The organism is Rathayibacter sp. Leaf299 (assembly GCF_001423055.1).
GTDB lineage: Bacteria > Actinomycetota > Actinomycetes > Actinomycetales > Microbacteriaceae > Rathayibacter > Rathayibacter caricis.
Genome location: NZ_LMNT01000007.1, coordinates 1 through 13,426, shown reverse-complemented (window position 1 = coordinate 13,426; position 13,426 = coordinate 1). Strand labels below are relative to the sequence as shown.

Here is a 13,426-nt window from a genome sequence, read left to right as displayed (position 1 = left end):
CTCAGTCCGTGCGGAGCGTGCTGTCGCCGCGATCGCCGACCACGACGCGGAGCCCGATCGGCAGCCGCTCGCGCATCGCGTCGACGTGGCTGATGAGTCCGATCGTGCGACCGCCGGACCGGAGCGCGTCGAGCGTGCCCAGCGCGGTCTCGAGGGTCTCGGCGTCGAGCGAGCCGAAGCCCTCGTCGATGAACATCGTCTCGAGCGTGATGCCGCCCGACTGCGCCGTGACGACGTCGGCGAGACCGAGGGCGAGGGCGAGCGACGCGAGGAACGTCTCGCCTCCCGAGAGCGAGGCGGGCTGGCGGCGCACGCCCGTGAACGCGTCGAGCACCTCGATCCCGAGGCCGGAGGAGGTGTTGCGGTAGGCGAGGGAGTCGTCGTGGAGCAGCGAGTAGCGGCCGCTGGTCATCGCGCCGAGGCGCAGGTTCGCCGCGCCCACGATCTCCTCGAGGCGGCCCGCGAGCGCGAAGGCCTCGAGATCCATGCGGCGGGTGTTCTGGCCCCGGCCGTCGATCGTCTCGGCGAGAGCACGCAGCTCCTCGTGCCGACGGAGCCGGCCCTCGAGCGAGCGCAGCCTGTTCTCGGCGAGGACGGACAGCTCGGCCAGTCGTGCGGCCCGGTGCTCGAGCACCGAGAGCCGCGAGCGCGCCTCGTCGCGGCGGGCGGAGGCGAGTCGGGCCGCTTCCTCGGCGCCGGCGAGGTCGACGGGGGTCGTGGGAAGCCCCTGCAGCTCGGGCTCCGCGAGCACCGCGTCGACGGCGGCCCTGCGCCGCTCGTGCTCGGCGACGACGGCCTCGGCCCGCGCGCGCTCGCCCGCGGTGAGCGCCGCCGCCTCGGCGGAGGCCGCGCTCGCGAATTCGCGCTCGGCGAGCACCGACTCGAGGTGCTCCTGCGCCTCGTCGGCCGCGCGGGTGCGCGCGACCAGGAGGTCCTCCGCCGCGACGAGGGCGTCGGCGACGCGGCGCCGCTCGGTCAGCTCGGCCACGCGGGCGGCGATGCTGTCGGCGCCGTCGCGCTGCGCCTCGACCCTCTCGAGGAGGGTCCGCAGCGCCTCGGCCGCGATCGTCGCCTCTCGGGTCAGCCGGTCGTCGTCGGTGCGGGCGCTCTCGCGGAGCGCGGTCAGCTCGTCGAGCCGGCGGCGCAGCGTGCCGCGCTCGCTCCGCAGGGCTTCGCAGCGCGACGCGGCGGCGCGGGCGGCGGCCAGCCGCTCGCGCCCCTCGATCAGCGCGAGGTCGAGAGACTCGGGGGTGTCCACGCCCGCCCGCTCCTCGAGCGCGGCTAGCGCGAGCGCCCCGGTGCTCTCGCGATCTCGGGCGCGGTCCATGGTTCGAGCGGCCGCGTCGACCGCCGCTCGGGCCCGGTCGAGGTCCTCGGTCGAGACCGGGGCGAGGTCGCCGTGCTCGGCCGGACGCGGGTGCTCGCGAGCACCGCAGACGGGGCAGGGCTCCCCGGGGATCAGGGCCGTGGCGAGCTCCCCGGCGAAGCCGGCGAACCGGCGGGAGACGAGGGCCGAGTGCTCGGCCGCGAGGTCGCCGTGCCGGCGTCCGGCCTCGGCGTAGGCCGAGCGGAGCGACGCGAGCGACGACGCGGCGGCCTCGCGCTCGGCGGCGGCCGCGATGCGTCGCTCCAGCGCGGCGAGCTCGTCGGTGCGGGAGGGGACGGTCGCCGCCTCGGGAGTGAGCGACTCCTCCTCCGCGGCGAGGGCGTCGAGCCGGACCGGCAGCTCCTTCAGCTCTCCCTCGAGCCGCTCGAGCGAGGCGAGAGCCTTCGCACGAGCGCGCTCGGCCCGCTCCACCGCCTTCCCGGCATCGGGGATACGGCGCTCCTCCGCGAGGGCGTCAGCCAGAGCCCCCAGCCGACGCCCGAGAGCCTCCGACCGCTCGGCGGCCCCGGCTCGCTCGGCGGGCTCCGCGAGCACGGCGCCGAACAGCTCGGCCGCACCGTCCCGCTCGGCGGCCGCCCTCTCGGCCGCGGTCCGGGCGGATGCCGCCGACCGGAGCACCGGGAGCACACCGTCTGCCCGACGCGCGAGCTCGACGCGCTCGCGCTGGGCGACGACGACGGCCTCGGCGACCGCCAGCTCCTCGCTCTCGCGCAGGGCCCGGGAGCGGCGATCCTGGGCGCGACGGAGGAGCGACGCGGCGTCGAGGGCCGCCCGCGCCTCGACCTGCGCGTCGTCGGCCCGATCGACCTCCGACCGCGCCTCGAGGAGCGCCGGCTCGAGTGAGGTGACGAGGCCGGCGAACCACGCCGCATCGATCGCCTCGGCCTCGTCCGTTCCGCCCAGTCGGCGCGCCTCATCGGCGAGGGCGGCGACGGCGGTTCGCTCCTCCTCCAGGGAGGCGGCGCTCTCCTGGCGCTGGTCGAGGAGGCGTCGGCGGAGCAGTTCGTAGCGCTCGGTCGCGAAGAGGGTGCGCAGCAGCTTCTGCCGGTCGTCGTTCTTCGCGAGCAGGAACTCGTGGAAGCGGTTCTGGGCCAGCAGGATCACCTGCAGGAACTGGTCCTTCGTCAGGCCGACGATGCGGCCGATCTCGACCCCCGTCTCCTTCGCGCTCGACGAGACGCCGCTCCAGGCGCCGCCGACGCATTCGAGCAGCGAGACCTTCGCCGCCTGCCTCGTCGTGCCGCCGCCGCGCTTGGCCGGGCGCTCGTACTCGGGGGAGCGGCGGATCCGGTAGAGCCGTCCGGCCGCCTCGAAGTCCAGCTCGGCGAAGGTCTCGTCCTCGGGGGCGCTGTGGTCGCTCCGGAGCCGCGCGGACGTTCCGTCGAAGCGGGGCACGGATCCGTAGAGCGCGAAGCTGATCGCATCGAGGATCGTCGACTTGCCCGCACCGGTCCGGCCGGCGATCAGGTAGATGCCGACGTCCTCGAGCCGGTCGAAGTCGATCTCCTGCGGGTCGCGGAACGGGCCGAGTCCGGCGAAGGCGAGGCGCCGGATCCTCACCGCAGAGCCTCGGCGTCGACCGCGGCGAGAGCGTCGAGGACCGTCTCGCGCTCGGCGTCCGACGCACCCCGCCCCCGCACGTGGGCGAGGAAGTCGTCGACGATCTCGACGTCGCTGCGCCCGCGGATCCGCTCGGCGTACGCGCTCGGTTCGGCGGCCGGAGCACTCGGCGGCCGGTGCTCGAGCGTCACGCAGCCCGGGAAGCGCGACTGCAGCCGCGCCATCGCGTCCAGGGGCCGCACCTCGTCGGTCAGCACCGCCGAGACCCAGTCGAGCTCCTTCCCGGCGAGCGAGGGGTCGACCAGCAGCTCGTCGAGCCGCCCCTCGATCACGCTGAGGCGGCGGGGGACCGGCAGCGCGGACCAGCGCACCTCCTCGAGCCCCTCGGCACCGAGCTCGACGAGCCAGCCGCCGCGGAGCTTCGCGGCCTCGCCGAAGGAGTAGTGCAGGGGCGCCCCGGAGTAGCGGACGTTCGGCAGCAGCTCGGCCCGCCCGTGGATGTGGCCGAGCGCCGCGTAGTCGGCGTCGGCGAAGTGGTCGACCGAGACGTAGTCGATGCCTCCTGCGGTGATGTCGCGCTCGACGGTGCCCGCGGGCGCTCCGACCGCGAAGCAGTGCGAGAGGACGACCCAGCGGCGCCCGGCGGCCTCGGCGGAGGCGCGGATCCGGCGCATCGCGAACGCGAGCACGTCCTCGTGCCGGCGCAGCGCCTCCTCCGGGTGCCGATGACGGTAGAGGGCCGGCTCGAGGTAGGGGATGCCGTAGACGCCGACCTCGCCGTGCTCGTCGCCGAGGACGACCGGCTCGCCGTAGGCCTCGGGATCGGTGAGGACGTGCACGCCCGACGTGCGCAGGAGGCCCGCCTGGAAGCCGAGGCGCGCGGGGGAGTCGTGGTTGCCGCTGGTGAGGACGACCTCGGCGCCGGCGCCGCGGATCGCCTCGAGCACACGCGTCAGCAGGGCGTAGTGCTCGCCGGCCGGCACCGCGGAGTCGAAGACGTCGCCCGAGACGAGCACCACGTCGACGGCCTCCTCGCGCACGGTCGCCACGAGCGCGTCGAGCACCTGCGACAGCGCGGCGACCGTGGAGTGGCCGTGGAAGGTGCGGCCGATGTGCCAGTCGGAGGTGTGGAGCAGCTTCACCGACGTCGTCCCTCCTGGCGTGCGGGGTGGCCCCCTCTCGTCCCTCCAGGCTACTGACGGCCTCCGACACGGGCCGACCGCCGGGCCGCGGGCGGGGGCACCCGCTCGGACATCTCCTGTTCACCCCGGGGTGCACAATGGGTCCTCGGCGAAGGCGGAAGGAGTCGATCGTGAAGCTTCCCCGCGTCCCCTCCCTCGGACTCGGCTCGCGCACCCGCGCCGCCGCCGAGGACACCGCTCCGATCGAGCGGCTCCTCCCGCCGCCAGCGCCGTCCCGCACGAGCACGGTCGACAACGCGATCTACCAGGACGGCCGCCGGATCGTCTCGCCGAGCAGCATCCCGGAGGCGCTCGCCGCCCTGCAGAAGCTCCCCGACGCGATGGCGTGGATCGGCCTGTACCGTCCGACCCAGTCCGAGCTCGCGGCGCTCGAGGACGAGTTCTCGATGCACCCGCTCGCCATCGAGGACGCGATCAGCGCACACCAGCGGCCCAAGCTCGAGCGCTACGGCAGCGACATGTTCGTGGTGCTGCGCGCCGCGAGCTACGCCGACCAGCGCGAGGAGGTCGATTTCGGCGAGCTGCACCTGTTCGTCGGCCCGAACTTCGTCGTCACGGTCCGCCACTCCGAGAAGCCCGATCTCTCCCTGGTGCGGCGCCGGATGGAGGCCGATCCCGAGCTGCTGCGGAAGGGCCCCGTCGCGGTCCTCTACGCGATCCTGGACGCCGTCGTCGACCAGTACTCGCCGGTCGTCGCCGGGCTCGAGAACGACATCGACGAGATCGAGGCGCAGGTCTTCGAGGGCGACCCGGCGGTGTCCCGGCGCATCTACGAGCTGAGCCAGGAGGTCCTCGACTTCCAGCGCGCGACGCGTCCGCTGACCGGCATGCTCGGCCGCCTCGTCACCGACTTCGAGGTCTTCCGCGAGGACGTGGAGCTCCGGCGCTACCTCCGCGACGTCGCCGACCACGTCGCCGTCGTCGACGAGCGCGTCGAGGGCTTCCGGACGACCCTCCGCGAGATCCTCGCGGTGAACGCGACCCTCGTCGCGCAGCGGCAGAACGAGGACATGAAGCGCCTCGCCGAAGCGGGCAACCAGCAGAACGACGAGGTCAAGCGCATCTCGGCCTGGGCGGCGATCTTCTTCGCCCCGACCATGATCTCGAGCGTCTACGGCATGAACTTCGACGTCATGCCGGAGCTGCACGTGGCGTGGGGCTACCCGGCCGCGCTGGGACTGATGGTCGCCTCGAGCGTCGTGCTGCACCGGCTGTTCAAGCGCTGGGGCTGGCTCTAGCCGACTCCGGACCCTAGTCCTCGGTCCCGGGCTCCGCGATCTTCTCCCCGTCGGCCCCGGAGGCGTCGCCGTCGGTGTGCAGATCGGTGTCGCCCGGGATGCTGAAATCGCTCAGCGGATCGAGCGGCTCGTCCGGCTCGTGGTCGGGGGCGCTGTCGGGGGTGCTGTCGTGACTGCTCATACCTGAACCCTACGAGCGTCCGACGAGCCGCTGCACGGCCGTCACCGGGATCGACAGCCACTCGGGACGGTTGCGCGCCTCGTAGATAGCCTCGTAGACCGCCTTGTCGAGCTCGAACGCGTCGAGGACGGCGCGGTGGGCCTCGACGGCGTCGCCCGCGCGCTCGGAGTAGCCCTCGAGGAACGCGGCCCGGCTCGCCGCGGCCCACTCCGCGCGGCTCGATCCGGGCGAGGACTGCTCGTGCGCTCCGGCCGCGTAGTCGAAGGAGCGCAGCATGCCTGCCACGTCGCGCAGGGCCACGTCGGGCATCCGGCGCTCGTTCATCGGCCGCAGCGGCTCGCCCTCGAAGTCGAGGAGCACCCAGCCGCGGTCCGGCACCAGCAGGACCTGACCCAGGTGGTAGTCGCCGTGGATCCGCTGCAGCAGCGGCCACGGAGCGCTCGCCGCGGCGCTGAACACGGCGTCGATCGCGTCGGAGTCCTCGGCGATCACCGGGACCTCGGACGAGGCGATGCGGAGGCGGCGGCGCATGGTCGCGACGATGCGCTCGACGACCTCGAGGGTCGCCTCCTCGGTCTCGAGCACGTCGGTGAGGGTCGCGTGCACCTCGGCGGTCGCGAGGCCCAGCGCCCGCGCGGGGCCGGTGAAGTCGGAGTCGGCGGCGACCGCCTCGAGGGCGACCCGCCACGCGTCCTGCACGCCGGGGAGGAACTCCTGCGCGAACGCCAGGTGTCCGAAGGCGCGGCCGGACGGCTCGCCCTCGTCGTCCCACTCGCCGGTGACGTTGCCGATCACCGGAGGCACGAGCGCGCTGCCCGCGGCGTTGAGCGCCGACTGCACGGTCACGTCGGGGTTGTCGCCGTGGTGCAGGGCGCGGAAGACCTTCACGATCACCGGCGTCCCGATCGAGCCGTCCTCGGCCGTGGTCGACACGATGATCGAGGTGTTCGACTGCTCGCCGCTGAGGACCTTCGACGAGGCGAAGGCGCCGATCACGGCACCGGGCTGCCGGTGGCCCTCGGCCCGGGCACCGCCCTCGGCGCCGTCCGTGTCGGAGCGGCCGCCGTCGGCGATCATCGCCAGCAGCGCCCGCGCGAAGAACGGGTCGCGCGGTGCGTCGTAGACCCAGCGCTCGCCGTCGGAGTAGACCAGCGCGTCCTCGAGGCCGGCGACCGGAGCGGAGTGGACCGTCACCGGTACCTGGTAGAGCACGGGGCTCGTCCCGGCCGTGTCGATGAACAGATGGTCGATCACCTCACCGCCGTCGGGGCGCAGCGTCCACGCGCCGCGCACCTCGAGCTCGGGGCGCCGCCCCTTGCTCGCGTACCACCTCTGGTCCGCCACCCATGCGGCGATCCGGTCGATCGACAGGCCTGCGCTCATGCTCTTCCCCTTCGTCGGCACCCCGAACCCTACGCGTCGGGGACGACACCCGGCTGGGGCTTGCGGCAGGACGCTGCGGTCCGGAGCGGCGCACCGCCGATCGGGGTCGAGCGCTCGCGTCGGCCCTCAGGACAGCCCGAGCACGTCGAGCGTCCACGCGTACTCGAACGCCACCTCGCGCCAGCGCTCGTAGCGCCCGCTCACGCCGCCGTGGCCCGCCGTCATCTCGATCTTGAGCAGTGCGGGTGCACCGACCTCGCGCAGCCGCGCCACCCACTTCGCGGGCTCCACGTAGAGCACGCGCGTGTCGTTCAGGCTGGTCGTCGCGAGGATCCGCGGGTACCGCACTCCCTCCCGCACGTTCTCGTAGGGGGAGTAGGACTTCATGTAGGCGTAGACCTCGGCGTCGTTCAGCGGGTCGCCCCACTCGTCCCACTCGATGACCGTCAGCGGCAGCGACGGATCGAGGATCGACGTGAGCGCGTCGACGAACGGGACCTGCGCGAGGACACCCGCGAACAGCTCCGGGGCGAGGTTCGCGACCGCGCCGACCAGCAGACCGCCGGCCGAGCCGCCCTGGGCGACGAGCCGCTCCGGAGTCGTGAACCCGGAGTCGACCAGGTGACGAGCGGAGTCGACGAAGTCGGTGAAGGTGGCCTTCTTGGAGAGCGTCTTGCCGTTCTCGTACCAGGAGCGGCCCATCTCGCCGCCGCCGCGCACGTGCGCGATCGCGAAGACGACTCCGCGGTCGAGCAGCGAGAGCCGGGGGATCGAGAAGCCGGGGTCGATGCTCGCCTCGTAGGAGCCGTAGCCGTAGAGGATCAGCGGAGCCGGGGCCGCGTCGGGATCCGCGGCGTCGCGGCGCCAGACCAGCGAGAGCGGGATCCGCGTGCCGTCCTGGGCCGTCGCCCACTCCCGGCGCTGGACGTACTCCTCGGGGTCGTAGTCGCCGAGCACCGGCTGCTGCTTGAGCACAGTGCGTTCGCCGGTCGCGACGTCGAGAGAGAGCACCGTCGAGGGGGTGACGAACGAGGTGTAGGCGAGCCGGAGGGACGTCTGCGCCCACTCCGGGTTGCCGGCCAGCCCCGCGTCGTAGAGCGGCTCGTCGAAGACGATCTCGTCCAGGGTCGCCGCAGCTCCGCCCTCGTGCAGGAGACCCAGCCGGGTCGCTCCCTCCGACCGGTACGAGACGACCACATGGCCGGCGAAGGCGTCGACCCCCTCGATCCGGCGGCCGGGCAGGTGCGGGACGACGACACGGCGCTGCGCGGCACGCTCGGCGGCGTCCAGGGAGAGGTCCGCCGGCTCCTCGACGATCTCGAAGTCGAGCGCGTCGTCGTTGTGCACGATCAGGAGGCGGTCGCGCCCGTCGAGAACGGCGTGCTCGACCTCGTACTCCACTCCCTCGCGCCGCGGCCAGACGGAGCGGAACTCGCCGGTCGGGTCCTGGGCGTCGAGCAGGAGGCACTCGCTGGTGATCTTGCTGCCGATCTCGATCACGAGGAAGCGGCGGCTGCGGGTGAGGCCGACGCCGATCCAGTAGCGCTCGTCGGGCTCCGAGAAGACGACGGTGTCGGCGGAGGAGTCGGTGCCGACCTCGTGCCGCCAGACCGTGTCCGGCCGCCAGGACTCGTCGACGGTCGGGTAGAAGACGAACCGTGCGTCGGCGCCGAAGGTCGCTCCGCCGCCCGTGCCCTCGACGACGTCGGCGAGGTCCTCGCCGGTCGAGAGGTCGCGGATGCGGAGGGTGTAGCGCTCGTCGCCCTCGACGTCGGTGCCGAAGAGCAGGTAGCGGCCGTCGGCGCTGATGTCGAAGCTGCCGAGCGAGAAGAAGTCGTGCCCCTCCGCCTCGGCGTTGCCGTCGAGGACGACCTGCTCGCCCGGGAGCTCGCCGCCCTCGCCGAGGGACGGCGGGGTCCAGTCGTCCGGTCCGCTGATCGGCGCGCGGCAGTGCACGGCGTACTGGCGCCCCTCGAACGAGCGCGAGAAGTACCACCAGCCGCCCTCGCGCACGGGGACCGAGAGGTCGGTCTCCTTCGTCCGCGAGCGGATCTCGTCGAACAGGCGCTCGCGCAGCGGGGCCAGGGGCTCGAGCACGGCGTCGGTGTAGGCGTTCTCGACCTCGAGGTGCGCGAGGACCTCGGGGTCCTCCTTGCGCCGCAGCCACTCGTAGTGATCGAGGACCGTGTCGCCGTGATGACGGCGTTCCAGGGGGATGCGGCGGGCGACGGGCGGGACGGGCGCAGTCATCCCCTCAGCCTAGGCCGGAGCGGCTCCTCGGCGCCCCCGGGTGCGCGGCACCGCTGCGCCGTGCGCAGAATGGACCATGCCGAGCGCGAAGAAGACGAAGAAGCCCGCTCCGACCGCGCAGCGCGCCTCGCACACGCAGACGGAGGTCGAGCGCAAGTACGACGTCGGCGCCGACACCGCGCTGCCCGATCTCGTGGGTGCCGGGCCGGTGGCCGGGAGCGTGAGCGAGAACCCGGTCGAGCTCCGTGCCGAGTACTTCGACACGTCCGGTCGCGCCCTCTCCCGCGGCCGCATCACGCTGCGCCGTCGCGCGGGCGGGGCGGACGAGGGCTGGCACGTGAAGCTCCCGGGCTCGGCGGGGCGCACTGAGATCCACGCGCCGCTGACCGAGTCCAGCGCGGTGCCCACTGTCATCCGCTCGGCTGTTCTCGGGCATGTGGGCCGCTCGCGGCTCGAGCCGCTCGCCCTCCTCGAGACCCGGCGCGGCATCACCCGCATCCTCGACGCGTCGGGTCGTCAGCTCGCCGAGGTCGCCGACGACCTCGTGGTGGCCGTCGACGCCCGCACCGGAGTCGAGCGGCGGTGGCGCGAGTGGGAGGTCGAGCTCGTCGACGCGTCCGGCCAGGAGGGCGAGGCCGTCCTCGACGCGATCGAGGACCGCCTGCTGGCGGGCGGTGCCCGGCCGGCCGAGAGCGCCTCGAAGCTCGCCCGCGCCACCGGGGGGCCGATCGACGACCGCCGACCCGCCCCTCGCGACGGGGGAGAGGCGGCGCTCGCCGCGATCGCCGCGCTCCTGCGCGAGCTGCGCGCGGTCGACCCCTTCGTCCGGCTCGAGGGCGAGAACGCCCTGCACCGGATGCGCACGCTCAGCCGGCGTCTGCGCAGCGTCCTCGCCGCCTCCCGCTCGGTGCTGGACCGCGCCGCGACCGACCCGATCCGCGACGAGCTGCGCTGGCTCGGCTCGGTGCTCGGCGCGGCGCGGGACGAGGAGGTGCTCGGGGCGCGGCTCCGGACCGACCTCGACGCCGCGGCCGAGCAGCTCCCGGCGGCGGCGGTCGCGCCCGGCACGATCCTCGAGGAGGTCGAGCGGAGGCACGGCGTCGCGGTGCGCCGCGTCGCGCGGACCCTGCGCGGCGGTCGCTACCTCGATCTGCTGGCCTCGCTGGACGAGCTCCTCGGCGACCCCCCGCGGCTCCCGAAGGCCGCGTCGAGCCCGAAGAAGCTCGTGAAGCGGTCGCTGAAGAAGGAGCTCTCGCGACTCGAGACGGCGAGGAGCGGACCCGACCGCCACGAGGTCCGCAAGGCGGCGAAGCGGCTGCGCTACGTCGTCGAGGCCTGGCGGTCCGTCGTCCCCTCGGCGGTCGGATCGACGATCCACCGCCTCGGCAGCGCGGCCGAGGACATCGCGGACTCTCTCGGAGAGCAGCGCGACGCCCTCGCGGCACGTCGTGCGCTGGGCGAGCACGCGGCCCGGGCGACCCGTCTCGGAGAGCCCGCCGCCGCCCTCGGAGTCGCCTTCGCCGAGGAGGGCCACCGTGCCCACGGTGCGGGACAGGCGGCGGAGGAGGCGTTCGCCCGATTCGACTCCCTGTCAAGGTGAACCCGCGGTAACGCGCAGGAAACGGGCGGCGGATAATGTGAATCATGCCTTCCGTCCGTGCTCTCCCGTCACCGCTCCTGCGTCCCCGCCATTTCGACCGCGACGACGTGGTCGTCCATGCCGGTCTGTTCTCGCTGGTGAACTCGAGTACGACGCCCAAGGCAGCGTGGACCGAGGATCTGATCGCGATCGGCGAGGTCCTCGACGAGGCCGAGTTCCCCTACCGCCTCATCCGCGGCACCGACGGATCGCCGTTCCTGGCCGTCGACCGCTCGCTCGGCACCGAGCTGGCCACTCTGCTCTCCCGTGCGTTCGCGACCGAGCCCTTCTACGTGAAGACCCTCGACAAGCGGGGCACCCCGCCGCACCTGGTCGCTGAGGGGATGATCGCGCCGTACCCGCGCGCCTACGTCTTCTCACTCTTCCGCCCTCGCGTCTCTTCGACCGGATCGCTCCGCTACGGCGCCCGCAGCGGCGTGCGCCTGGAGCTGTGGAAGGTGGGCGACGAGGAGATCACCACTCCTGCCGAGAACGCCCTCATGCGGAGCAGCCTGCCCGTCGCCGAGGCGATCGACGCGCACGTCGAGGCCTACGGCCGCACCTGGCCGACCTTCGAGGGCATGTTCGAGCCGCTCGTCAGCGACATCCGCTTCGACGTCGACATCGTCTTCTCCTGGGTCGACGGCACCGATCTCGAGTTCCAGCGCGCCCGGGCGGCCCGCATGGCCAGCTACGTCGTGGGCGAGGGCGACGACGCTCCCGCGCGCTTCCGTCAGATCGACGAGCTCAAGTACGCCCTGCGCAGCGTCTACATGTACGCGCCGTGGATCCGGCACATCTACATCGTCACCGACTCGCCGCGCCCCCGCTGGCTCGACGAGCACCCCGATGTGACCCTCGTGCGCAGCGAAGACCATTTCCGCGACCTCTCGGTGCTGCCCACCCACAACTCGCACGCCGTCGAGAGCCAGCTCCACCGCATCCAGGGCCTCGCCGAGCACTTCCTCTACTCCAACGACGACATGTTCTTCGGGCGACCGGTCGATCCGTCGATCTTCTTCTCACCCGGAGGGATCACGAAGTTCATCGAGGCCACGACGCGCATCGGCATGGGCGATTCCAACTCCACGCGCAGCGGTTTCGAGAACGCCGCGCGCGTCAACCGCCGCCTCCTGCGCGAGCGCTTCGGAGCGATGACCACCCGTCACCTCGAGCACGCGGCGACTCCGCTGCGCAAGAGCGTCATGAGCGAGCTCGAGGCCGAGTTCGAGCCCGAGTTCACCGCGACCGCCGCGAGCCGCTTCCGCTCCGCGAGCGACGTGTCGGTGACCAACTCGCTGTACCACTACTACGCGCTGATGACCGGCCGAGCGGTCGTGCAGGAGAACGCGAAGGTCAAGTACGTCGACACCACGATGCACCAGGGCCTGAAGGACATGAAGAAGCTCCTGAAGAACCGGGCCGTCGACTTCTTCTGCCTGAACGACGGCAGCTTCCCCGAGATCTCGGCGGAGGCACGCACGAAGGCCGTCATCGGGTTCCTCGAGGAGTACTACCCGATCGCCGCCCCGTGGGAGCGCGAGGACTGACCGTGCTCTGGACCGTCGGCGGCGCGGTCGTCGGACTGCTGCTCGGGATCGCGAGCTCGCTCGTGTTCCCGGGCATCGGAGTGGGTGCCGGCGTGGGTGTCGGCCTCGCGCTCGGCGCCGCGCTGGCCTTCGCCGGCCACCTGTTCGCGCGCGACCGGGAGCGGGGCCGCTCGGAGCGCTGAGAGCGGGCGCGGCTCGACCTCTCCGGGTGCGTGCCGACGGCGCTGCCCTCGAGGGTGTCGCTGCGCTCGACGACGGTCACTCTGCCATCGCGAAACGGCTGCTGCCCGGTACGCGGTCTCGATGAGCGGGGTTCGGTCGCTCCGCTTCGTCGCACCTTCCGCTCGCGTCCACAACGGAACCAGGTTCCGCTGCTGCGCACCGCTGTGCTGTCTCGCCCGCGCCGGTCGAGTACGACTCGTCCACCTGCGGCCCGTCCGCCTTCCCCTCGAGCACAGGGTCGGCGCACGTCGACATCGTCGATAGGGAGCGCTCGTCGATACGGAGAGCTCGTCGATTCCCGGGACGCCGTCCTCCTCCACTGCGACTGCTTCATCCTTCGCTGTGGACCCTGCCGCTGCAGGGGATCTCGATGAGCACGCTGTCGCGTCGGCAGGGGGATCGACCCGGACGACCCCTCGGGCAGCCGGGTCGCTTCACAGACGACCGCCCGCGCAGTCGTGGGCGGTTGCGTTCGGCGTTCGCCGGACACGGTGCGTCGCAGCCCGCTGGAGGTCGGCGACGAGCGCTGGAGTGCTCCTCTGCGCGCGCTCGAGAGGAGCGTCCCGGCCCTCCTCAGAACGGAGGGGGATCGCCTTCACGTCGCTGCTCCGGCGCTCCTCCGAAGAGTCGTGGCGGCGACTCCGACGACTTCGGCAATTCCGGTGGTTCCGGTGCGGTGGTGTGGTGTCGTCCGGTGGGGCTGGTCCACTCGAGGACGCCGCCTGGTCTGTGTCGGACCTGCCAGGTGGTGGTGTGGCGGAGTCGGTGCTGGTCTGTGTCGGACCTGCCAGGTGGTGGTGTGGCGGAGTCGGTG

At 72.8% G+C, this 13,426-nt stretch carries 9 protein-coding genes; 4 read left to right on the top strand and 5 right to left on the bottom strand.

The annotated features are described in order from the left end of the window. Nucleotide 1: 1 nt before the first annotated feature. Together ASF48_RS17850 and ASF48_RS17845 are read right to left on the bottom strand one after the other, a co-directional pair. Nucleotides 2-2,947 carry an AAA family ATPase gene (locus tag ASF48_RS17850; RefSeq protein ID WP_055794610.1) on the bottom strand — a complete coding sequence of 982 codons (2,946 nt, stop codon included), beginning with the start codon at nt 2,945-2,947 and terminating at the stop codon, nt 2-4. Next, nucleotides 2,944-4,089, bottom strand: a complete 1,146-nt coding sequence (locus tag ASF48_RS17845) for an exonuclease SbcCD subunit D (protein WP_055794607.1) — start codon at nt 4,087-4,089, stop codon at nt 2,944-2,946. The genes ASF48_RS17850 and ASF48_RS17845 overlap by 4 nt, the downstream gene beginning before the upstream one ends. A 170-nt stretch (nt 4,090-4,259) precedes the next feature. Between ASF48_RS17845 and ASF48_RS17840 the strand changes: the two genes are divergently transcribed. After that, on the top strand, nt 4,260-5,387 hold the full coding sequence (locus ASF48_RS17840; protein WP_442965584.1) for a magnesium and cobalt transport protein CorA: 1,128 nt from the start codon (nt 4,260-4,262) through the stop codon (nt 5,385-5,387). Nucleotides 5,388-5,400: 13 nt separating this feature from the next. On the opposite strand, the gene ASF48_RS19565 is transcribed toward ASF48_RS17840, so the two are convergent. The 3 genes from ASF48_RS19565 to ASF48_RS17830 all read right to left on the bottom strand — a co-directional run bounded on the left by ASF48_RS19565 (nt 5,401) and on the right by ASF48_RS17830 (nt 9,201). Then, nucleotides 5,401-5,568, bottom strand: coding sequence for a hypothetical protein (locus tag ASF48_RS19565; RefSeq protein WP_157603242.1), 168 nt, complete (start codon nt 5,566-5,568; stop codon nt 5,401-5,403). Nucleotides 5,569-5,577: 9 nt separating this feature from the next. Further along, nucleotides 5,578-6,951 (bottom strand): maltokinase N-terminal cap-like domain-containing protein, encoded by a 1,374-nt coding sequence (locus tag ASF48_RS17835; RefSeq protein ID WP_082481766.1) that lies wholly within the window; start codon nt 6,949-6,951, stop codon nt 5,578-5,580. A gap of 126 nt (nt 6,952-7,077) precedes the next feature. Continuing rightward, nucleotides 7,078-9,201: a S9 family peptidase gene (locus tag ASF48_RS17830; RefSeq protein ID WP_055794603.1), complete on the bottom strand. Its 2,124-nt coding sequence runs from the start codon at nt 9,199-9,201 to the stop codon at nt 7,078-7,080. Between the two features lie 76 nt (nt 9,202-9,277). Here ASF48_RS17830 and ASF48_RS17825 point away from each other — a divergent pair, with 76 nt between their 5' ends. From ASF48_RS17825 to ASF48_RS17815, 3 genes are read left to right on the top strand one after another with little or no spacing between them, the layout of a single operon-like run. Continuing rightward, nucleotides 9,278-10,801 carry a CYTH and CHAD domain-containing protein gene (locus ASF48_RS17825; protein WP_055794601.1) on the top strand — a complete coding sequence of 508 codons (1,524 nt, stop codon included), beginning with the start codon at nt 9,278-9,280 and terminating at the stop codon, nt 10,799-10,801. A gap of 44 nt (nt 10,802-10,845) precedes the next feature. Continuing rightward, complete coding sequence (locus ASF48_RS17820; RefSeq protein ID WP_055794599.1) at nt 10,846-12,390, top strand: stealth family protein; 1,545 nt, start codon at nt 10,846-10,848, stop codon at nt 12,388-12,390. A 2-nt stretch (nt 12,391-12,392) separates the two neighbouring features. Then, complete coding sequence (locus ASF48_RS17815; RefSeq protein WP_056866880.1) at nt 12,393-12,572, top strand: hypothetical protein; 180 nt, start codon at nt 12,393-12,395, stop codon at nt 12,570-12,572. Nucleotides 12,573-13,426 lie beyond the last annotated feature (854 nt).

What these genes read in the sequence shown, in the direction of transcription:
- ASF48_RS19565 (WP_157603242.1), bottom strand. Translation starts at nt 5,568, where the DNA reads ATGAGCAGTCACGACAGCACCCCCGACAGCGCCCCCGACCACGAGCCG.
- ASF48_RS17835 (WP_082481766.1), bottom strand. Translation starts at nt 6,951, where the DNA reads ATGAGCGCAGGCCTGTCGATCGACCGGATCGCCGCATGGGTGGCGGAC.
- ASF48_RS17830 (WP_055794603.1), bottom strand. Translation starts at nt 9,201, where the DNA reads ATGACTGCGCCCGTCCCGCCCGTCGCCCGCCGCATCCCCCTGGAACGC.
- ASF48_RS17825 (WP_055794601.1), top strand. Translation starts at nt 9,278, where the DNA reads ATGCCGAGCGCGAAGAAGACGAAGAAGCCCGCTCCGACCGCGCAGCGC.
- ASF48_RS17820 (WP_055794599.1), top strand. Translation starts at nt 10,846, where the DNA reads ATGCCTTCCGTCCGTGCTCTCCCGTCACCGCTCCTGCGTCCCCGCCAT.